Here is a 22,285-nt window from a genome sequence, read left to right on the forward strand (position 1 = left end):
TTTTGAGATTTGCAGAAATTATATGCAATAAGAGAAAATATTAGATTCTATAAAATTCATTCTAAACAACTATAGAGGCATGATTGCAAGATGTAGTCTTAAGACATGTATACTCAATATGCTGATAGAATTAAAACTAGGGATTGCCGTATGAAATACAGCAGGGCAATATAGATATTTTTTGCATTACTTCATTAAGAAAGAGATAGATAAAGATTTCACATGGATGGATTTGAATCTAGCATTTATTATGCTAAAAAATATTACAGATTTTAATAAGTGGTTTTATTTTTTCAAAAGTCTAGGTATTGTATAATCTTTCCTACACATTTATATGTAATCAATAAGAGGTATGTTAATATGCTTTGATTATATTTAATATGATGTACTGCTGATATATAATATTAAATATAAAAGCGTGAAGAATACATGTTTACAAAGAGAGCAATATTATATTTGCAATGCGGTACTAATATGTTATCATGACTGCTTTTGCAAAGCTTAAAGGAGTGGTATGCTTGGTTTTTTTGATTTAATGAATCTGTTTAGTAATGATTTGAGTAGAGGTGGTATGGATTGGAAACATAATAAGGCTGCTGTGTTTCGTCATTCACATGGTTTTTGTTATTTCCATGCAATAAGGAAATTACCACACATAGACGCACAAAAACTAATAGGCGTGAAAGATAATTATGAGCTATTAAAAAACAATACTAAAAACTTTTGTGAAAATAAACCTGCTGCAAATGCACTTTTATGGGGGGCAAGAGGTTGTGGTAAAAGTTCTATTGTAAAAGCAGTGTGCTATGAATACGCAAAAGAGTATCCATCACTCCGAGTGCTTGAAATTGAAAGTAAGGATATTGCGATTTTACCACTTTTGTTTGACTGCATGTGTGATCTTGGACATTACAGGTTTATTGTGTTCTGCGATGATTTAACTTTTAATGCGAATGCATCCACATATTATGGACTAAAAAGCACACTTGATGGTTCTATGGAGCAACAAGCAGATAATATACTCATATATGCTACTTCAAACTTGCGTCATTTGATGCCAGAGAAAGCAGATCTAAATATGCTGCATACGCAAGATTCCATACATGAGACACTTGCATTAAGCGATAGGTTTCCATTGCAAATTGGCTTTTATGATAATGGACAAAAAGAGTATTTAGAGATATTGGAAAACTTAATAAAACAGGAAAATATAGCTGTATCACAAGAAACATTGTCATGTGTTATGCAAGAAATAAGGCAAGATTCTCTAAACTTTGCCACAAAGATTGGCAATAGAAATCCACGCACCGCAAAAAGCTATTATGCTCTCAATCATGATAGAATCTCTAAGCTCATAAAAACAAGAAATACTAAGTAGTGCAATGAAATATATACAAAAAGATTTTTTTACAAGTAAAGATAGTAAGCTTTTTTGCTCTACTAAGCTGCATTTTGTATTAACAAATCGCTATCATGGCGTAAGTAAGTCACCCTACAATAGTCTCAATCTTGCCTATCATGTCAATGATAAATTGGAATCTGCAAGGATAAATCGCTCATATATCATGCAGAAATATTATAAAAACAAAACACTGCTCTACCTTAATCAAATCCATTCTAATACTATTTTTGCTATACAAGAAAACAAAGGCATTTTAGAAGCCAGTCAACACAACCTCAAAGGTAATATCACCACAGCAACAAAGCATAGCATTTTGATGCAAGATGATTCTCAATATAACGAGATACTTGTGGGTGATGGTGATGGTATAATTTGTAATAAATCAGATTTTGTGCTTATGAGTATGGTGGCAGATTGTAATCCAATTCTAATTTATGCAAAGCCACAAAATGTTTTTGCGGTGTTGCATGCAGGTAGGCAAGGTGTGTGCTCTAAGATTCTCACGCATGCACTTATGCTTTTTATACATGATTATAATGTAAAAATGCAAGATATTTGTATTTTCATTGGCACGTCAATACGTAAATGTTGTTATGAAATTGATAATAACCTAGCATTTCAGTTGATGCAAGAGTTTGGGGAAAAATATATAGCATGTGAAAATGAGCGATATAAACTTGATATGATTGGACTTTTATGTGATGAGATATTATCTTTTGGTATTGAGTTATCGCAGGTAGAAATTTCTCCAAGTTGTTCTTGCTGTGATGAGTCATACTTTTCTTATCGTAGAGAAAAAATAACAGGGCGTTTCGCACTTTTTGCGAGTCTTTGTGATGAGGTGTAGAAATGATTGTATCTCATATGCAAGTTTGATCTAAAGCTGGATGTTTTATAGATGCTTATTTCTCATGAATTTTTACTAAACAAAGATTGAGCATATAGTGTAATTTTATATCCCTTTATATACACATAAATTTCTCTTTGTCAAATATCTCAAGAGTTATAATCAAAATAAATAAACCTCATTGCAAAATTAACAAAAATTAAAAATACAAATAAATATATGCATTTATCAAGCATAAATTTCTCTTTCATTAGAATCTAGGGCTAAAAGAATTAGATTTGGTTGTAAGTCTATAATCTCCCATTCATAATATGTGGGATATGATTTTTTATTTCTTATATATTTCGTTTAAGCAAACTTTAACCCCCTATTAATTATTATAGTGCTATTTTTCCAATCCTACCCCATATCTTTATGTGGTTTATAAAGCTAGGCAAAGAATCTTACTTATTGATTTTTTCATTCATTTTTAAGAAAGTATAACTCTACTTCCTCTTTTCGTAGATAGATTTTAGAATTTGTAGCATTAGAATCTTTGTTTGTGTCATCTGTGATTTTAAAATCTATGTTATATATGCATGAAGTATTTGTCTTTACTGCTGTATTTATATTCTTAGACATTTTTATTAAATTGATTGTAGTTAAATTGTGTATGCTACCTATCCGCCTTTATGGATGTAAAAGTTTAAAAAAAACCTATCTATATCTTCCAAAAATGATGATTTTTGCTATACTAAAAGTACTTTAAATTCATAACAAAAGGATATATGATGAAGATTACCTACACACTTACAGACGAATCTCCAGCATTGGCGACTTACTCGTTTTTACCCATCGCAAAGGCTTTTTTAAATCATGCTGATATTAAGATAGAGACTTCAGATATTTCTTTAAGTGCTAGAATCTTAGCACAATTCCCAGAAAGCTTAAGTCCCAATCAACGCGTAGAAGATGCTTTAACTAAATTGGGTGAGCTTGTCAAAACACAAAGTGCAAACCTCATTAAGACTCCAAACATTTCTGCTTCAATTCCGCAACTAAAGAATGCTATTAAAGAGTTGCAGTCTAAGGGTTATAATATACCAGACTTCCCAGATGAGGCTCAAAATGAGCAAGAAAAGGCAATAAAAGAAAAGTATCAAAAAGTATTGGGTTCTGCAGTCAATCCCGTGCTTAGACAAGGCAATTCTGATCGTCGCAGCACAAATGCGGTAAAGTCATATGCACAGAAAAACCCCTATCGTGTCGCACCATTTGAAAAAAGTTCCAAGAGTTGTGTAAGCTATATGAAAGATGGAGATTTTTTTGATAATGAAAAGGCGGTTTTAATAGAATCTCCCACAACCGCGAGAATTATTTTTAAAGATTCGAATGGCGAAAGGGTGCTAAAAGATGGTTTACAACTCGAGGCAAATGAGATTTTAGATGCGACGTTCATGGACGCACAAAAGCTAAGCGATTTTTATGCAGCTCAAATTGAATTTTGTAAAAAACAAGATATCTTATTTTCATTGCACTTAAAAGCTACAATGATGAAAGTAAGCGATCCTATACTTTTTGGATACGCAGTTAAAGCATATTTTAGAGAGCTTTTTGCAGAATTTGGAGATGAGCTAGAAGCTCTGGGTGTAAATGCGAACAATGGTGTGAGTGAGCTTCTTGTCAAAATAGAATCTAGCTCCAAGAAAGAGGCAATTCTTGCTAAATATAATGAGATTTTGCAAAAAAGTGCAAAAATCTCTATGGTGAATTCAGACAAAGGTATTACAAACTTACATGTTCCAAGTGATGTTATAGTAGATGCTTCGATGCCTGCTATGCTTAAAAATGGTGCAAAGCTATGGGATAAAGATGGTAGAGAATGTGATGCTAATGCGGTGATCCCTGATAAGACTTATGCTACTATTTACGAGGCAGTGATTGAGGATCTACGTGTAAATGGTGTGCTAAATCCTGCAAACTTAGGCAGTGTTAGTAATGTTGGTTTAATGGCAAAAAAAGCACAAGAATATGGTTCTCACGACAAAACTTTTGTTGCGCCAAATGATGGTGAATTTGTAATTGTAGATTCTAATGGTAAGATTCTGTTGTCCCATAAGGTACATAAAAATGACATTTATAGGGCAAATCAAGCTAAATTTGATGCTGTGCAAAACTGGATTGATTTGGGGATTGAAAGAGCAGATCTGACTGGAGATAAAGCTATTTTTTGGCTTGATGAAAAAAGGGCGAGCAATGCGATCATGATTGATTTAGTCAAGAAGCGTTTGCAAGAAAAGGGTAAAAATATAGCAATTTTAGCTCCAAAGGAAGCATGTTTGGAATCTTTACGCCTTATTCGTGCTGGTAAAAATGCCATCTCCATTACGGGCAATGTTTTACGTGATTACCTTACCGATCTTTTTCCAATCTTAGAGCTTGGGACAAGTGCAAAAATGCTATCTGTTGTACCTATGTTAAATGGTGGAGCAATGTTTGAAACTGGTGCTGGTGGAAGTGCGCCAAAGCAAGTAGAGCAGCTGGTAGAAGAAAACCATTTACGTTGGGATAGCTTAGGTGAATTTTTAGCTCTTCAAGCAAGTTTGGAATTTTATGCGCAAAAGCAAAATAGCTCTAAAGCAAAGGTTTTGGCAGATGCACTAGACATTGCTACGTCACGATGGCTTGATAATAATAAAGCTCCTTCACGCAAGGTTGGCGAAGATGACAACCGCACAAGTCATTTTTATTTAGCAATGTACTTTGCTAAAGCATTAAGTGAACAAAATGCAGATTCTAACATTGCGGAATTTTTTAAGCCAATTGCAAGTGAGCTAGAATCTAAGCAAGATTCTATTAGAGCAGAGTTTAACTCTGTTCAGGGTGTCAAGGTAGATTTAGGCGGATATTACAAATTTGATGATGGCAAGGCGGAGACAATTATGCGACCAAGCAAGAGTTTTAATGAATTGATTGAGAGAATTGCAAATACAGATAAATAAAGTGATCCTTAAGTTTTACTCAATTTTATCGAGTTGAGTGTAAATGTGATATCTCTTCTATGTGAGGAGTATTGGGATTTTATAGTGTTGAAGTATCTTAGATTAGATAAGGGTGGGAATTGATTATTTGGAAAATATATGGTGATATCCCCACGTTTATTTGACTAGAGATGCTTCTTTAGGGTAGGGGGTTTTATCTATAAGCATAAAATTCCACTATTAAGTGGCGTAAGTCTGTCGCCATTTTAGTAAAATCAAGTAGATTTTTTGCTTCATTACTAATAAAACTACATAGCGAGAAAATATAGCTTCCGTGCTTTTATAAAACATAAATTTTGAAAATACGTACAAACAATATTATGACCAATATGGATAATAGGCTAGAATGCTTGAAGTCCTGTAAATTTAATATTTGTTTTGAAAATGGTAGCTCCCCAGGATACCTGACTGAGAAATTATTTAATGCATTTATGGGTGGATGTGTGCCAATTTATTGGGGAGATACAAGTCTTAGATGCAAGGTGGATAATGAGTTTGGGAATTTGATTGAAACGCAAGAAATAGGTTATCATCTTAACTTGGAGCAAACGAAAAAGGAAGTAGATTTTGTTTATAATGGGGAGGGCTATGGTGTGTTTGATACGCGTATCCCCAAGACTCCTGCATACTTATTTGACTACAAAATTAATCCAAAAGCTTTTATTAATGCACATGATTTTCCTACATTTAAGGAGCTTATCGATGAAATAAAACGTATAGATAATGATGAACAAGCTTTTAAAGACATGTTGAATGAACCAGTCTTTCTTAATAACTTTAATCCCAAAGAATTTTACTCTCAAAAAACCTTTCATTTTCTTGATTATATTGTATCTCAAGGTCCTGTGTGTGCAAAAAGAATTGGGAGGGGTTTGCATCTACAAAGAAAAGAAAATATAATGAGGTTGTTTTCTTATGATACTGATAGCGTGTTAACACCTCATTTTATGAGCTATTGCGTGAAACATAAAAAGATTATTGATAGAGTGAGAAGAGTTTGTGAATTTCCAAGAAATATTATGCGAACCATAAGAGGAAAATGAAGTATTTTAATGTCTTTTATGTGATTTATCATCTTTAATCTGCAAACATTATCGTTGTTTTTTGTATATTGCAAAAATATTATATTGAGGTGTGGTACACTCTAGGCAGTTATCTATAGGCTTAGTCTATGTGTAGATGACTTTGATTGCTATTAAAAGATATAAAAAAGATTTTTGTATAGCTTATATGGAGCATATATTTAAAGCATTAATATACATATACCCCTATGGGTATATTAGTCATTTCGTGTTATACTCTGCATTCATTTTTATATATTTAGATATTGCATGATTAAGATAAAAGGAATGAGTATGCAAAAATTTATTTTAGAGAATCTTGATTGCAATTCATGTGCAAATAAGCTTGAAAAATCCTTGCAGACTCTGTCATGTGTGGAGCAAGTAAATATAAATTTTAGCACAAACACACTCTACATACAAACAAGCGATATGCAGGCAGTAAAAGCACAAATTGCCAAAATAGAACCCAGTATAATTGTGCGTGACATACATGATAATACATCTAATACCCTATCTTATAAAAAAGAGTTACTTATGCTTTTAGCTCTTCTTTTTGGGTTTGCTGTATGTATGTTAAGTCTGCATTATACGCCTTTAACATCGAGCTCTTTTATACAATCCTTCAATCAAAACTTAAGTTTTATGACACAAGAAACTTTTCTTGATACCCAAAATGAAAACAGATTTATTATCGAAGTTACACCTTTTAATATTCTCATCTACCTCATCTTATTGCTACTCTACATTATCGCAGGTATGCCTATATTCAAGGCGGTATGGCGAAATATGAAAAATAAAAACTTTTTTGATGAAAACACTCTTATGTTTGTTGCAACCATTGCAGCATTTTGTATCGGTGAAATAAGTGAGAGTGTGGCGGTTATGCTATTTTTTCGTATAGGTGAGTTTTTGGAATCTTTAGCTTTGAAGCGTTCTAAAAAATCTTTATACAATCTATTAGATATTACTCCAGAGATCGCACATCAACAGATAAAACAAGAAGATTCTAAGAATGCCGTATGGCAGGATACACATCCAGAGCTACTAAAAGTAAATGATATAATTCTTGTAAAAGTTGGTGAAAAAGTCCCAGTTGATGGCATCATTATACAAGGAAAAAGCGCATTAAATATGCAGGCATTAAGCGGTGAGAGTAAACCAGTTGATGTATTAGAGGGTGATGAAGTTTTAGCTGGAGCTATTAATATGCAAGGCGTTCTTACTTTAAGGGTTAGTAAGCCATTTTCTCATTCTCAAGTAGCAAAAATAAAAGCTATGATGGAAGATTCAAGCAATACAAAAGCAAAAAGTGAGCAAATCATCACGCAGTTTGCGAAAGTTTACACGCCAATTATGTTTTTTATCGCACTTGGTATTGCGTGTATCCCGCCGCTTTTTACTGGTGAATGGCATGAGTGGATTTATCGTGCGTTGGTGGTGCTTATGGTGAGTTGTCCTTGTGCTCTTGTATTATCTGTGCCGCTTGGATATTTTGGTGCATTAGGCATCGCAAGTAAAAAGGGTATACTTATTAAGGGGGCGATGCACTTTAGCAACCTTGCTCAATTGCAACAAGTTGTATTTGATAAAACAGGGACGCTTACACAAGGTGTATTTCAGATCATTTCTATAAAATCATTCACAGATATGAGTAAAGAAACTCTATTAGAGATAGCACAAAGAGCACAAAGATTCTCAAATCATCCAATAGCAAAAGCTATTATGAAAAATTCCAAAAATACACATATGTGTGAAGTAAAAAGTTTTGAAGAAATAAGCGGGAGAGGCGTATATGCTGTATGCTGTGATGATAAAATATTAGTAGGCAATGAATCTTTAATGCGTGAGAACGACATAGATATCAGTCTGTTTTATACACACAAAGAAGCTATAGAAGATGGAGTAAGTATAATCCATATCGCGAAAAATGGAATCTATTTGGGTTATATTACACTAGGTGATGTATTGAAGGAGGAAAGTAAGAAATGCCTACAAGCTTTAAAGGAGCTTGGTGTTGCTCCACTTGCAATTTTAAGTGGTGATAATGAAAAAAGTGTAGCCCATATTGCAAAAGAGCTTGGTATACAGCAATATTATGCAGGATTACTGCCTACACAAAAAGTAGAACAACTACAAACTTTAATGATGAATAATGAGTTAGAATCTAAGCAAAATAATAAGACAAATAGGCGACACAAAATCACTGCATTTGTTGGTGATGGTATTAATGATTCTATTGTGTTAAAACATGCAGATATTGGCATTAGCATTGCTACACAAGATTCTCATAGCGACATCAGTAAGGAAAGTGCTGATATTATTCTTACAAATCCATCACCTATGGGTATAGTGCACACTATAAAAATTGCAAGAAAGATTCAAAAACTTACGTGGCAAAATATCATCTTTGTATTAGCTGTTAAGCTATTTTTAGTGTTGCTTGGTGTGGCAGGCATTGCAAATATGTGGCTTGCTGTATTTGGTGATGTAGGTGTTGCTCTTCTGGCTTTGCTTAATGCGTTACGAGTTATTAAGATATAGAATAAAATAATAAGAGTATTTATCTGTAAGCAAAAAATGTCTGATATATGGCATGTGAAATCTTGCAATACCGAGTTAGTATAATTAATTGACTTAATAAAATGCGATTTAATAGAATGCACAATTCAAGGTAGAATAGTTATAGCTAAACGCTATAGTAGATTCTATGCTTAAGGCTTAGTTTGCATATTATGTGAAACTTTGTTATAATGTTGCTTTGAATGGATACAAGGATATGTAATGCATCAACATGATAAAAAGTATAAGAAATCTCACAACATACAAGCCTTGCAAGATGAAATACAGGATTTAGAATCTCAAATTCTTGATATGTTTGAAGTGGCATTCCACTTTGCTGGACTAAAACCTGAAAATTTACATGATGCGCTTAATTATTATATGGAAGTTATGGAATCTCAAAGCGATGATTTACCTTACACAGCACAGACAATTATTGCAAATATATTACTTATAAAGCAAGATAAACCAGAGTGGTTTGAATCCTCAAAATAAAGTCAAAAGGAGATTTTATGGGACAGACAACAATAAATGTAGTGATACTTGTAAGCGGGAATGGCACAAATATGGAGAATCTAGTCTTGTCTCTGCATAACAAGACGATTACACAAGCAATGCGACAAAATGGCATGAATCTTACAAAAAATCATGTGTGTGAGGAAGTAAAACCATTGCAAACAAGTCCAGATGCTTTTGTTATCAATAGTGAAACCACACAAGATTCTATGTTGGCCAAAGATCCAATAATCAATGTTTTAAGCATTGTAAGTAACAATAAAGATGCACATGCACTTGTGCGTGCAAAACGACTTGGCTTACATACACACACCATAGATAGTGCAGGTAAGAGTAGGCAAGAGTTTGATGAAGAGTTATTGATATATTTAGAAAATTTAGAAAAAGAGCATGGACTTGATTGTATTTTACTTGCAGGATTTATGCGTATTTTAAGTGGTGAGTTTTTAGCAAAAACACAACACATTCGTATACTTAATATCCATCCAAGCTTTTTGCCATTACATAAAGGGCTGCATGGTATTGAAAAGAGTTATGCTGATGAGAATGATTTTGGTGGGGTGAGCGTTCATTTTGTAACAAATGAACTTGATTCTGGCTTAATTATCTTGCAAGAAAAAGTCAAAAAGATTCCAAATGAGAGTCTTGAAGATTTTACACAACGTATACATGAAGTAGAATATAGAATTTATCCTCAAGCCTTTCTTAAGGCATTTGCTCAAGGCATACACCAAGAGATACAAAAAGAGTCATAATTGTATTATATGTGTAATCACAAGACTAGGGTATAAACATGCATCATGGACAAGAGTTACATGCCTTTGCAGTTATTGCACTTTTAATCGTAATAGCACCTTATGTGAGTAGATTTAGTCGCATTCCTGTTGCGGTTATAGAGATTTTGCTTGGTGCTTTTGCTTGTTACTTTGGAATCTTTGAAGGAAGTGAGACATTAAATGTTGTAGCACATGTGAGCTTTTTGTATCTCATGCTTTTGGCAGGTATGGAAGTTGATTTGCGTGGGTTTAGTAAGCTTGGTAGGGATTTTTACAAAAAAGCATGTTTATATTTTATTGTGCTTTATGCTGCTGCAGGAAGCATTGTTGTAATTTTTAATCTTGAATGGATATATATAGCTATTTTTCCTGTGATGAGTCTTGGAATGCTTGTAACGCTAATAAGGGATTATGGGAAAAATCGTGAGTGGCTAGACGTCGCTTTAAAGATTGGAATTGTTGGGGAACTCGTAAGTATTACCGCTCTTGTTGTGGTGCAAAATGGTTATGCACAAAATGCTGGTGCGATCACTTCATGGACTTTTTATAAGGCATTTGCATTTCTTGCTCTTTTTGTTGTGGCATTTCTTATTATTTTTCGTATTGGTAAAATTGTCTTTTGGTGGAAACCTGCTATAAAGTTATGGTTTATGCCAACAGGTGATAGTAATAATCAAGATATTCGTTTTAGTTTTATGCTCTTTTTTATCCTTATTGGAATCACAACTCTAATGGATATTGAAGATGTGCTTGGTGCATTTTTGGCGGGTATGGTTATAGCTACTTTTTTTGCTTATAAGCATGATATGGTGCATAAGCTTAATGATATAGGGTTTGGTTTTTTTGTGCCTTTATTTTTTGTATATGTTGGATCAACGCTAAACCTTAGAGACATTTTAGGTAATTATCATGTTGTATTGCATGGAATCTACATCGCATTTGGTATGTTGGCAGTGAGATTGCTTGCAGCAAATGTTGCGTTTGGGGCATATTTTAAAAGTATCAAGAATACTACGCTTTTTGCATTAAGCGATTGTATGCCACTCACTTTTTTGGTTGCTATTGCAAAGCTAGGATTAGATTTACAAGCAATTACACAAGAGCAGTATTATTCTCTTATTATTGCAGCTACCTTTGAGGGGATATTTTTTACAATTTTTATCAAGATTATTTTTTATTATGTAAGAACTAGACATTAAGTCCTTGCAAGTCAAATTATTTGCAAGACTGAATTTATATGTGTCAATACAAGCCCATATACTGCAGGAATATTATTTAAGAGAAATGTTGGCTTAAAATTGTAAACATGTATTAATAAGTGCTTATAGGATTTTTTAATGTTTTATCTTAAAATACTTTCATTTTCCATGTGTCTATGAACTTTCGGGTAAATATAAACTTCATATTTATAAGTTAAAATAAAAATTAATATTATTTTAACTACTATTTTAGGAATCCTTAGACAATATGAAAACACTTAAAGTCGTTTTAGTGGGGCAACCAAATGTCGGCAAAAGCTCATTGATTAACGCATTAAGTAATGCGAAAATGCGTGTTGGCAATTTCAGTGGAGTCACACTTGAAAAAGCAGAGGCCACACTTAATTATAAAAACTACAATATCATTATGATTGATTTGCCAGGGACATATTCTCTACACGGCTATACAACAGAAGAGAAGGTTTGCAAGAGCTTTTTAGAGAATGAAGAGTATGATATTATTTTAAATGTACTTGATTCTACCAATCTTGAAAATAATCTTATTTTAACCTTACAATTACAACAATTAAAAAAGACAAAAGTAATCGCCTTAAATATGATTGATGAAGCTAGGGTTGATGGCATCTCTATTGATAGTGCAAAATTGAGTATGCTGTTGAGTGCAAATGTGTGTGAAGTATCTTCTACAAAAAAACAGAATCTAGAAATGTTGCTTGATACCTTAATATCTTCATATGAGGCTCATGCAAATAACCTCAATACAGAATCTACACAAAAAAAAATTAGTTACAATGCAATACAATGGCATAATACGCAAGAAGAGATAGTTGAACACGAGAGTAAACACTTAGGTATTACAAGTGCATTATCGCAAAAAGCACATATAATTGCAAATCATGTCCAAACGATTACAAAAACACGTGCCGCAGGGAGCGTAAAACTTGATTCTATTTTGTTACATAGAGTATGGAGTATACCTATCTTTTTATTTGCAATGTTTTTTGTCTTTGAGCTTAGTTTTGTGCTTGGAAATTTTTTTAAAGATTTAATAGAATCTGGTATTGATATACTTGCAACTTTTACAAAAGATTCTATATCCAATGATCTTATAGCGTCATTACTAGGTGATGGGATTATTAAGGGCGTTGGAGCTGTGCTTAGTTTTTTGCCTTTGATTGCTACTCTATTTTTAGGTTTGACACTTTTGGAGAGTAGTGGCTATATGGCACGAGTGGCTTTTATGCTTGATGGTTTATTTTTTAAGTTTGGTTTACATGGTAAGAGTTTTATTCCGCTTGTTATGGGGTTTGGTTGCTCTGTACCAGCATATATGGCGACACGCACATTACAAAACAAACGTGATAAATTACTTACACTTTTTATTATTGGTTTTATGAGTTGCAGTGCGAGATTACCTATTTATTTACTCTTTGTTGGTGCATTTTTTCCTGTGGAGTATGCAGGGCTGATACTTTTTGGAATCTATTTTTGCGGTTTTATCATTGCTTTAATGCTTGCTAAGATCTTGAGATTATGTGTCTTCCGTGGTGAAAGTGAGCCATTTGTTATGGAAATGCCACGATATAGAATCCCCACACTTCGCGTGGTATGGTTTAGCGTATGGGGTAAAAGTTATTTGTTTTTAAAGAAAGCTGGTAGTGTGATTTTAGTTGGGGCCATTCTTGTCTGGGTGCTTGCAAATTTCCCAAAAAGTACAGAATTGCAGGAGCAATACACTAAGGATATGCAAATTTTAGAAGCACAACACCTAAGTGAAGAGGAGTTTGCAATAAAGCAAAAAGCATATGAAAATAATCTTTTAGAATCTCAACTTGAATATAGTTTTGCAGGACGATTGGGGCATGTGTTGGAACCTATTTTTGCCCCGCTTGGTTTTGACTGGCGATTATCTGTTGCGCTTGTTACTGGATTTTCTGCAAAAGAAATGGTTGTTACAACGCTTGGCGTGCTTTATGCTCTTGGGGAAGGAGTAGTTGATGATGATTCCAAAAATCAAAGTCTGCAAGAAGAGTTAAGAGCTAGTATTGATACACAAGCAGCGGTTGCTTTTATTTTTTTTATTATGCTGTATATACCATGCTTTGCTGCAACAATCGCCTTTATCAATGAAAGTGGTAAAAATATTTATGGATTTTATCTCTTTATTTTTACAACTCTTGTTGCCTATACATTTGCTTATATTGGACACGAAGTTGTAGGATTGCTAGGCTATTAAGATGGCAGTGGTATGTGGCATTGATGAGGCTGGTAGGGGTTGTGTAGCTGGTAGTTTGTTCATTGCAAGTGTGCTGCTTGATGAATATTATTTTGAAGCATTTAGGAAGCTAGATATAAAGGATAGTAAACAGCTTACACAAGCAAAGAGACAAGAGAGGGCAGATTCTATATATGAGTTTTTGGCAAAATATGGAGGTAAGGCAAAGATAGTGAGTTTTTCTGCCAATACTATTGATAAAATGGGTTTATCACATTGTATGCAAACAGGATTAAAGGAGCTTTTGACACATGCAAGGCAATATCAGTGTGATAGTATTATATTTGATGGCAATACAAGTTTTGGCATACAAGATATTCACACTCTAATAAAAGGTGATAGCAAACATGTTCTAATTTCTGCAGCATCTATCCTTGCTAAGACAAGTAAAGATTCTGAAATGCTTAATTTGCATGATTTGTATCCACAATATAATTTTCAGAACAATAAAGGTTACCTTACAAAAACACACATAGAATCCATTCTGCAGCATGGCTATACACCCATTCATCGCAGGAGCTATTATATTAAAGCTTTAGAGTCTCGTTTGTTTTGACATGTGATTTTTCGAGGCTAGAATGTGTTGGCTAGGTAGATTGTGAATTGCATTACTTTGAACCGATAGTATGATTGGCAAACATTATGCTAAAAGATAATAATGATTAAAGCATTACGTGATTTTTACTTAGTTTAACAAGATTCTACACTTTTAATTTAACCTTCATATCCCCCCATCTATCTAAGATTAAAGACTAATGCCGAGTGCTTTAGATATTCTTTAGCAGTGCAGATATTAACCTTGAAAATAAGATTAGAACTCAAGACTTACGATATTTAGGTTTTAAAGTTACACTTCATAATATATTGTAAGCTATTAGTTACTAAATGTAACATAATTTTACAGGGTAGTTGGTTTTTTATTTATAAGAATAATTCTCATATATATTATAATACTCATTATTATTTTATATAAGGAGTATTATAATGTGCAATGTATCAACATGTAAAGGTTCAAAACTCATTTTATCTACAACATTGTTTGGTATATTCTTTGGTCAGGTATTAGGTGCAAAGCAAATAGTGCAAGATGATAAATTGGTGATGCCTATAGATTCCAAACAAAGCAGTATGGATACACGGGTAAAACGACTTAATGCGGTGGTAACATCAAGTACAGGCTTTGATCTAGCACTCAAAAATGAAGTTAAAAATGTATTATTGATAGATAAGGAGGGGTTGCAAAATAAGGGATTCTTAAATATCAATCAAGCGTTGCAATACAGCCCTCTTATTACATTTAATAATAATGGTTTTGGTAATAATATAGATTTGAGGGGGCAAGGACTAGATGCGAATAGGGCTGTAAAAATTTTGGTCAATCGCGTACCCATATCATTGTTGGATACATCACATGGTGTATCACCCTATAACAACATAGATATTGAGAATGTGGAGAGAATAGAGGTAATACCTGGTGGTGGAGCTGTAGTATATGGTAATGGCACAAGAGGTGGTGTGATAAATATTGTAACAAAGATTCCAAGTAGGGATTTCAATCGTATTGTGCTAAAAGCAATAAGTGGGGAATATATCGGGTTGCAAGGTGGAAATTTAAGTATTGCTAGCGGTAAAAAACTGAATGATAAACTATTTCTAAAAGGTGATGTCAGTGTAGGATATACGCCAGGAGTCCGCAATACTGCTGGAATTGCTACTGACAAAAGCGAAATTAAGGCATTTAGTAATGATAATGAGACAAATATTTACACCGCCTTCCAAGCATTGTATAATCCTAGTGAGAATCAAAAGTTTGATTTTAATATAAGCTATTCACATTCATGGTCAAATATCCCTTTAAGTTACCTCTCTTATACTTCTAGTATCAGAAATGGCCCTACATCAACAACAATCACAAAAGATGAAAGCACTATTAAAAATGAGCGAAATATGCCAGATGAATACACCATCAAAACGCAAAATGATTCTTTGCAAACTTCTTTAAACTATACAACAAAATGGAGCGATAATTTAGACTTTGACGCACTAGCCTTTTATCAATTCTCACTTACAAGATATATAGATTATAAACGCTGTCTTAGCACAAAAGCAACTATTGCATTTGGGTGTCCAGCAGGTTTTATGGATATGGGGAAACCAAGCGGATTTCAAAATCATGGTGCAGGCTTAAATCTTAAAGCAAAATATGCAACTACAAAAAATACTTTTATAGTTGGGCTTGATAATGTTTTGGAGGCATCAAAACGTATAAATCATATTAATCATGTTTTTCCAATGGCTTTTCCTCCTCTCAATATGAAAGAATATACTACCAATATCACAAATACCGCTATAAAACTCTCTAATAGTGTGTATGTCTTTGATAGCTTTAATTACACAGATCAATTAAGTCTTAGTGGTGGTGTGCGTTTAGAGTATTCTAACTACTGGATGCAAAATATCCAGGACTATTGGCAGCAAACAACTACTGCACAATCTTTTGAATATTTTAATTTCAAGGATCATGCACAAAACCTTAGCTATGCTGCAGAAATCACGCCAAACTATCAATACAGCGATACAGGCAATACGTATGCAAAACTAGAATTAGGCTTTATAAGCCCTAGTGCGTTTCAAATGATCAATGCCGATCCAAGCTCAAGTGTAAATAGCGGCAATAATGGTATGCTCAAACAAAATGAATCAAGTGGCATTAAGCCAGAGCAATATCTCACAGCAGAGATAGGCATAAAAGATGAGTTTGATTTTAGTTACATCTCTGCTACACTTTTTTATACGCACACATTTAATGAAATTTTTGTAAACAACATTGCACATGGTACAGCCTATACATATAGTAATCTAGGACAGACACAAAGGGCTGGTGCAGAACTTATTGCACAGCAAAGCTTTTTTGATACTTCTTGGTTGCGACTAAGTGAAAGCATTGGATTGCTTTATACAAATATACTACAAACAAATGTGGCAAATGCACACTTGCAAGGTAAAATGGTACCTTATGTCCCTTGGCTTAAAGCAACTTTTAATATAGAATCTGATGTTTTACGCACTAATATATTAAATCTTACGCTTTTCTTCAATAACACCTATGTGTCACAATCATTTGATTCTACAAATGGCACAAGTAACACAGCAGGACAAAGTAATGTTATGAACAAGGGTGGTTATATCCTTAGTGATTTTGGTGCCATGTTGAGTATTAAGGATCTAAAGATAAATGTTGGTGTACGCAATCTTTTTGACTCTTGGTATGTTACTTATCAAAAATATCCTCTTTATGCACCAGCTCTTGGTAGAAATTACTATGCTGAATTACGATATGCTTTTTAAGACAAGCAACATTGATCATGTTTGATTTTAACCAAACTTAAATAAAATAAGGGGGGAGGGGGTAGTATTTTTGATTCTAGAATTATGGGGAATCATCTATTATGTCTAATTATAAAGATAACTATAGATTTCAAGCAGCACAAATAATCTTTTTTTGTGTTGTCTAAAAATATATAATATAAGAATTTATATAGCTAGAGCATTACTTGGCATAATACATACGCATACTTTTGTTGCTAGGTAATTTACAATAATGATAACTAGATATAGATCTAAATATCATGGATTTATAATAACACTAATATTTCTTATATTAAAGTTAAGAGTATTGCACGATTTGTATATATTTTGGAATCTTAATTGCTTGGACATTCTTGAAATTCAATAAGGATATTAGTCTATGCTGCGATATATTGCTTTGTTTGGCATCACTATGCTGTCTGGGTTTATGTGGGCGGATACTTTTTTAGATGAGGATAGTCAGTCATTTCAAAAAAGCAAAGATGATCCTAATATGCTTGTTTTTGTAACCTCCCATGTTATACCTATTACTCCAGAACTCGTGCAAAATACTCCTTATGGACGTATGATAGCTATTCCACAAGAAGCTTTAAATCCTCACAACAACACAAATATCGTAGCAAAAGGCATGTATAATCATGGCAATTACACCATATTTCGTTCTAACAATAACAACATTACTTTCTATCGTCACACACGCAATACGACAAGGCAGTATACACGTATGGCACCAAATATTTATAAAGTAACACATTTTGCTGGGAGTTTTTATAAAGTCGATCCTATGCCACCAAAAATAACTGCTTGCTCTCTTGTTATTTCACGTACGTTTGAAGCACAAAAAACCTCAAGTCCCCAAGTTTTACTCGATTTAAATAAAGTCCCAAATCAGGGAATTGCAGATATTTTACTTGAATGTCCAAAGCCACCTGAATATTAGCGATATATGAGTTTGGAGGTGAAAAAATATGAGTTTATTAACGCTATTTTTACTTGCATATGTTGGAGCAATCACGCCTGGACCCGATATTTTGCTTGTCATGCGTAATACTTTGTTGTTTGGGTTTATACAGGGAGTAAAAGTATTTAGTGGTATTGCTAGTGGTTGGATTGTCTATCTAGGTGTGCTATATTTTGGATTTGGCTACTTTTTTAATGGCAAGGTAACACAAATTGTATTAAGCGTCTTTGGAGCAGTGTATCTTGCATATATTGCCTTTATGCTTTTTAAAAAGAGTGCGACACATATTGCTGTGCAAGATTCTAAAGTATCTAAAGAGAGTCCAGATACATATCTAAAAGCTTTGATTATTAATCTATCAAACCCAAAGGCAATTTTATTTTTTAGTGTCATTGTCGCTCCTTTTATAGAATCTAATCCTCTTGTAAGCTTATCTGTGTTATTTTGTGGTTTAAGCAGTGCATTTTTTTCTATCATTTTAATTGCCACTTTTTTTAGAAATCTTATTTGCGATAAGGTTTTTCATATTATTGATAAGGTGTGTTCCATCCTTTTTGCTTGTTTTGCTCTTTTGCTTCTCTATCACGCATATGATGTTTTTAAATCCTAGTATTATTTTTAGGTTTTAATATTTGAGATGTAAAATTAAAAATAAAATGTTTTACATTCTTTGATTCTGTTGTTTAAAAAAATTTTATGAAAACATATTAAAATCTTTGCATGTTTATTTAAGATATTATCTCAAGGAGCTTGAAAATATGAAAAAAATAAGTCATTACACATTGGTAAAAATGTTTGCGGTAATGCCATTAAGTTTTTGTTTGGGTTATGGATTTAATGTCACAGATGCACCCTCTTTTACGCGATCTATGCCTTCGAGTAAATCAAATGTTGTTTTTTCTTATCATGAGGCTATTAAAGATGCTACAAAAGCGGTTGTCAATATTACAACGGAAAGAAAAGTTGGAGGTGGAAACTCCCCATTTAATGATCCGTTTTTTCAGCAATTTTTTGGCGATATGGTGCCACAAGATAAATTACAAGGTGGTATTGGCTCTGGTGTTATTATCACAAACAATGGTTATATTGTAACAAATAGTCATGTGATAAAAGAGGCAGATAAAATTTATGTAACATTGCCTGGCGATACAAAAAAGTATGCTGCAAAGTTGATTGGTGAAGATTCTCAAAGTGATATAGCAGTAATAAAAATAAATGCAAATAATCTTCCTATACTTCCTTTTGCTGATAGCAGTCGCTATGCTGTTGGTGATGTTGTGTTTGCAATTGGTAATCCTTTTGGAGTGGGTGAAAGTGTAACTCAAGGAATTATCTCTGCATTAAATAAAAATGGTTTTGGAATTAGTAATTATGAGAATTTTATTCAAACAGATGCAAGCATTAATCCAGGAAACTCTGGTGGTGCATTAATTGATAGTAGAGGTGCATTTATTGGCATGAATACGGCTATTATCTCACGAACTGGTGGGAATCATGGTATAGGTTTTGCTATTCCCTCTGAGATGGTGAAAAGCGTTGCAACCGAGCTTATTAAAAGTGGTAAGGTTAGACGTGGTTTTCTTGGTGTAAGCATTAAGGATTTAGATTCTGATATTGCGAGTACTTATGGTGATGCACATGGGGCATTAGTTGTTGGTATGCAAGCAAATTCACCTGCACAAAAGGCAGGACTAGCAGTATGGGATTTGATTACTGCAGTTAATGGTAAGCCTATTAAAGGTGCAGCTGAACTGCGAAATCTCATTGGCTCCATACCACCAAATCAAAGTATTACATTAACGCTTATACGCAATAATATTCAAGGTAGTAAGACAAGTCTTGAAACAAAGCAAGTAAAAGTAGTGCTTGCAGAACAACCACAAAATATATCAACAACAAATCAACCAAATAAGGTAACGCCAAGCGATGGTGCGTTTGATGGATTAAGTATTGATAATCTAACCGCACAGGTACGCCAAGTTTATCGTGTGCCAAATGATATTAATGGGGCTCTTGTAAGCAATGTGCAGCAAAATTCAAAAGCACAAGAGTTAGGATTCCAGAAGGGAGATGTCATTTCACAAATAGAAAATATGCCGATTAAGAATACATCTGATTTTCAGAATGCATTACGTATATATAGTGGAAAACCAAAAAGAATCCTAATCTTTAATATCATGAATAATGAAGTCAAAACTATTGTGGCACAATAATATAACTACATCGTTTTTCAAGTAGCATAAAATAAAGTATATTTTGTTAATACTTTATTTTTATTCTGTCGATATAATAACTGATTGCAGTCTCTTAAGGTCTTAAGATAAGGAGTGAGTATGGCAGCGAGCAAGTTAAACGAGAATCTAGAGCAATTGTTTAAGAATACAAAAGAGGATTGTATCTCTTATGAGGTAATTGCACAGACAATTGATACAGAGCCTACAATGGCAATTATACAAAAAATAAAAGCCCTTTGCAAAACACATAAAAAACAATTGATTAGCTCATCTGAAATGGCAAAGAATTTAAATGAACAAGATAAGATTCAAGCTGATCTTATAAAACAAAAAAACATCGAAGAATCTTTGAGTGAAGAATTTGATTTTCAAAGAGAGAGGGAGTTGCTTGAATGGAGTAGAAGCGATAGCCCTGTACGTATGTATCTTCGAGAAATGGGGCAGATACCATTACTAAGTAAAGAAGAGGAAATAAATTTAAGCAAGGATATGGAAAAAGGTGAGGATATTATTATTGATGCAATATGTTCTGTGCCCTATCTTATCGACTTTATCTATGATTACAAAGAAGCCTTGATTAATCGAGAAAGACGTGTAAAAGAGCTTTTTAAAAGTTTTGATGATCCGCAAGGCGATGATGATTCTGATGATATTGAATTTGATAATTCAGAAGAGGAGTTTGACGAAGAAGGTAAAACAAAGACAAGAAAAAATACAAAAGCCGATGAAATACGCATTGAAAAGGTTCTTGAAAGCTTTCAAGCACTCAATGATGCAAAAAATGATTGGTTAAAAATCTTGCAAGAAGATAATGAATATGAAAGCAAGGGGCTTGTTAGAAAAGGTGATGAGGAGTTATTACATACTCTTATACTTGCACATAAAAAACATATATTAAAGCAGAGGTTGCTTAGTCTAGGACCTACAAGTAAGCTTATTAATGAGCTTACAAAAGCTATGGAAAATAGTCTGAAAAATGATGATGGATTTGATAGGGAGCTAAAAAGATTAGAGTATAGACTTAATTTATTTAATGATGTGTTGCGTGAAAATCATCAAGAGCTTCTAAAAAATATCGCCAACATGACAAGAGAAGAAATTGTGATGCAAGTGCCAGAAAACACGATGGTAGCAACCTATGTGGAGATACAAAAACTTTATCGCACAAGAGAGGCAAGTAAAAGTGGATTTAATCTTGAACCAGAAAAATTAAAAGAGATTCTAGAACAAATTAAGCGTGGTAAAAGAATTTCTGATACAGCTAAAACAAAGATGAGTAGAAGTAATTTGCGTCTTGTTGTAAGCATTGCTAAACGTTATACAAATCGAGGTTTGCCATTCCTAGATTTGATACAAGAGGGTAACATTGGACTCATGAAGGCAGTTGATAAGTTTGAATATCGTAAGCAATATAAGTTTTCAACGTATGCCACATGGTGGATAAAACAAGCAATTAGTCGTGCTATTGCCGATCAGGCACGCACTATAAGGATTCCAATCCACATGATTGATACAATCAATAAGATTAAAAATCTTATGCGTAAACATGCGCAAGAAAAAGGCGAAGAACTTGATGTGGAATCTATTGCAAGTCAAGTTGGTTTAAGCGTTGATAAGGTAAAAAATGTTATTAAAATTACCAAAGAACCAATAAGTCTTGAGGCACCAATTGGCAATGATGATGATGGTAAATTTGGCGATTTTGTAGAAGATAAAAGCACTATGAGTTCCATGGACATTATGTTAAAAGAAGACCTAAGAGAACAAATTGATAATGTGCTCGATCAACTTAATGAGCGCGAAAAGGCAGTTATTAAGATGCGTTTTGGTTTGCTTGAAGATGAAAGTGATAGGACATTGGAAGAAATCGGTAAGGCATTGAACGTCACAAGAGAACGTGTGAGACAGATTGAATCTAGTGCAATTAAAAAACTTAAGCACCCAAGGATTGGGAGACAATTGCGGCAATACCTTGGTGGATGAGACGAGATATAAGGTTAGGCTGATGTTTAATGTTAAACAATATGTTTAATACCAAGATG

16 protein-coding genes are annotated in these 22,285 nt (G+C 33.5%); 15 read left to right on the forward strand and 1 reads right to left on the reverse strand.

Annotation, left to right across the window (positions count from 1 at the left end):
- Nucleotides 1-514 precede the first annotated feature (514 nt).
- Both LS81_RS06605 and LS81_RS06610 read left to right on the forward strand, forming a co-directional pair.
- Nucleotides 515-1,378, forward strand: a complete 864-nt coding sequence (locus LS81_RS06605; RefSeq protein ID WP_034345596.1) for a DUF815 domain-containing protein — start codon at nt 515-517, stop codon at nt 1,376-1,378.
- 4 nt (nt 1,379-1,382) lie between these two features.
- Entirely contained in the window at nt 1,383-2,249 is an 867-nt protein-coding gene (locus LS81_RS06610; RefSeq protein WP_081955905.1) for a purine nucleoside phosphorylase YfiH/LACC1 family protein, read from the forward strand.
- Nucleotides 2,250-2,708: 459 nt separating this feature from the next.
- Here the strand turns inward: LS81_RS06610 and LS81_RS11280 are convergent, their stop codons facing one another.
- Nucleotides 2,709-2,870: a hypothetical protein gene (locus LS81_RS11280; RefSeq protein ID WP_158659403.1), complete on the reverse strand. Its 162-nt coding sequence runs from the start codon at nt 2,868-2,870 to the stop codon at nt 2,709-2,711.
- A gap of 149 nt (nt 2,871-3,019) precedes the next feature.
- On the opposite strand from LS81_RS11280, the gene LS81_RS06615 reads away from it, so the two are divergent.
- From LS81_RS06615 to rpoD, 13 genes are all read left to right on the forward strand, one after another.
- Nucleotides 3,020-5,230, forward strand: coding sequence for an NADP-dependent isocitrate dehydrogenase (locus tag LS81_RS06615; RefSeq protein WP_034345594.1), 2,211 nt, complete (start codon nt 3,020-3,022; stop codon nt 5,228-5,230).
- Between the two features lie 368 nt (nt 5,231-5,598).
- Nucleotides 5,599-6,312: a glycosyltransferase family 10 domain-containing protein gene (locus tag LS81_RS06620; protein ID WP_237022205.1), complete on the forward strand. Its 714-nt coding sequence runs from the start codon at nt 5,599-5,601 to the stop codon at nt 6,310-6,312.
- Nucleotides 6,313-6,624: 312 nt separating this feature from the next.
- Complete coding sequence (locus tag LS81_RS06625; RefSeq protein ID WP_034345592.1) at nt 6,625-8,874, forward strand: heavy metal translocating P-type ATPase; 2,250 nt, start codon at nt 6,625-6,627, stop codon at nt 8,872-8,874.
- 240 nt (nt 8,875-9,114) lie between these two features.
- The gene (locus tag LS81_RS06630; protein WP_034345591.1) at nt 9,115-9,387 is read left to right on the forward strand and encodes a hypothetical protein; all 273 of its coding nucleotides are present in this window, start codon (nt 9,115-9,117) and stop codon (nt 9,385-9,387) included.
- Between the two features lie 17 nt (nt 9,388-9,404).
- Nucleotides 9,405-10,163 carry a formyltransferase family protein gene (locus LS81_RS06635; protein ID WP_034345589.1) on the forward strand — a complete coding sequence of 253 codons (759 nt, stop codon included), beginning with the start codon at nt 9,405-9,407 and terminating at the stop codon, nt 10,161-10,163.
- 38 nt (nt 10,164-10,201) lie between these two features.
- Nucleotides 10,202-11,383: a cation:proton antiporter gene (locus tag LS81_RS06640; protein WP_034345587.1), complete on the forward strand. Its 1,182-nt coding sequence runs from the start codon at nt 10,202-10,204 to the stop codon at nt 11,381-11,383.
- Between the two features lie 268 nt (nt 11,384-11,651).
- A complete protein-coding gene (feoB, locus tag LS81_RS06645; RefSeq protein ID WP_034345585.1) occupies nt 11,652-13,640 on the forward strand; it encodes a ferrous iron transport protein B in 1,989 nt (662 codons plus the stop codon).
- A 1-nt stretch (nt 13,641) separates the two neighbouring features.
- Nucleotides 13,642-14,235 (forward strand): ribonuclease HII, encoded by a 594-nt coding sequence (locus tag LS81_RS06650; RefSeq protein WP_034345583.1) that lies wholly within the window; start codon nt 13,642-13,644, stop codon nt 14,233-14,235.
- 428 nt (nt 14,236-14,663) lie between these two features.
- Entirely contained in the window at nt 14,664-17,027 is a 2,364-nt protein-coding gene (locus tag LS81_RS06655; protein WP_034345581.1) for a TonB-dependent receptor, read from the forward strand.
- A 400-nt stretch (nt 17,028-17,427) separates the two neighbouring features.
- On the forward strand, nt 17,428-17,988 hold the full coding sequence (locus LS81_RS06660) for a hypothetical protein (RefSeq protein WP_104696474.1): 561 nt from the start codon (nt 17,428-17,430) through the stop codon (nt 17,986-17,988).
- A 28-nt stretch (nt 17,989-18,016) separates the two neighbouring features.
- On the forward strand, nt 18,017-18,619 hold the full coding sequence (locus tag LS81_RS06665) for a LysE family translocator (RefSeq protein WP_034345579.1): 603 nt from the start codon (nt 18,017-18,019) through the stop codon (nt 18,617-18,619).
- Nucleotides 18,620-18,767: 148 nt separating this feature from the next.
- Nucleotides 18,768-20,222, forward strand: coding sequence for a Do family serine endopeptidase (locus tag LS81_RS06670; RefSeq protein ID WP_081955903.1), 1,455 nt, complete (start codon nt 18,768-18,770; stop codon nt 20,220-20,222).
- A gap of 120 nt (nt 20,223-20,342) precedes the next feature.
- Complete coding sequence (gene rpoD, locus LS81_RS06675; protein WP_034345578.1) at nt 20,343-22,226, forward strand: RNA polymerase sigma factor RpoD; 1,884 nt, start codon at nt 20,343-20,345, stop codon at nt 22,224-22,226.
- The last annotated feature ends 59 nt before the right edge of the window (nt 22,227-22,285 follow it).

It is taken from the genome of Helicobacter trogontum, from assembly GCF_000765905.2.
Lineage (GTDB): Bacteria > Campylobacterota > Campylobacteria > Campylobacterales > Helicobacteraceae > Helicobacter_A > Helicobacter_A trogontum.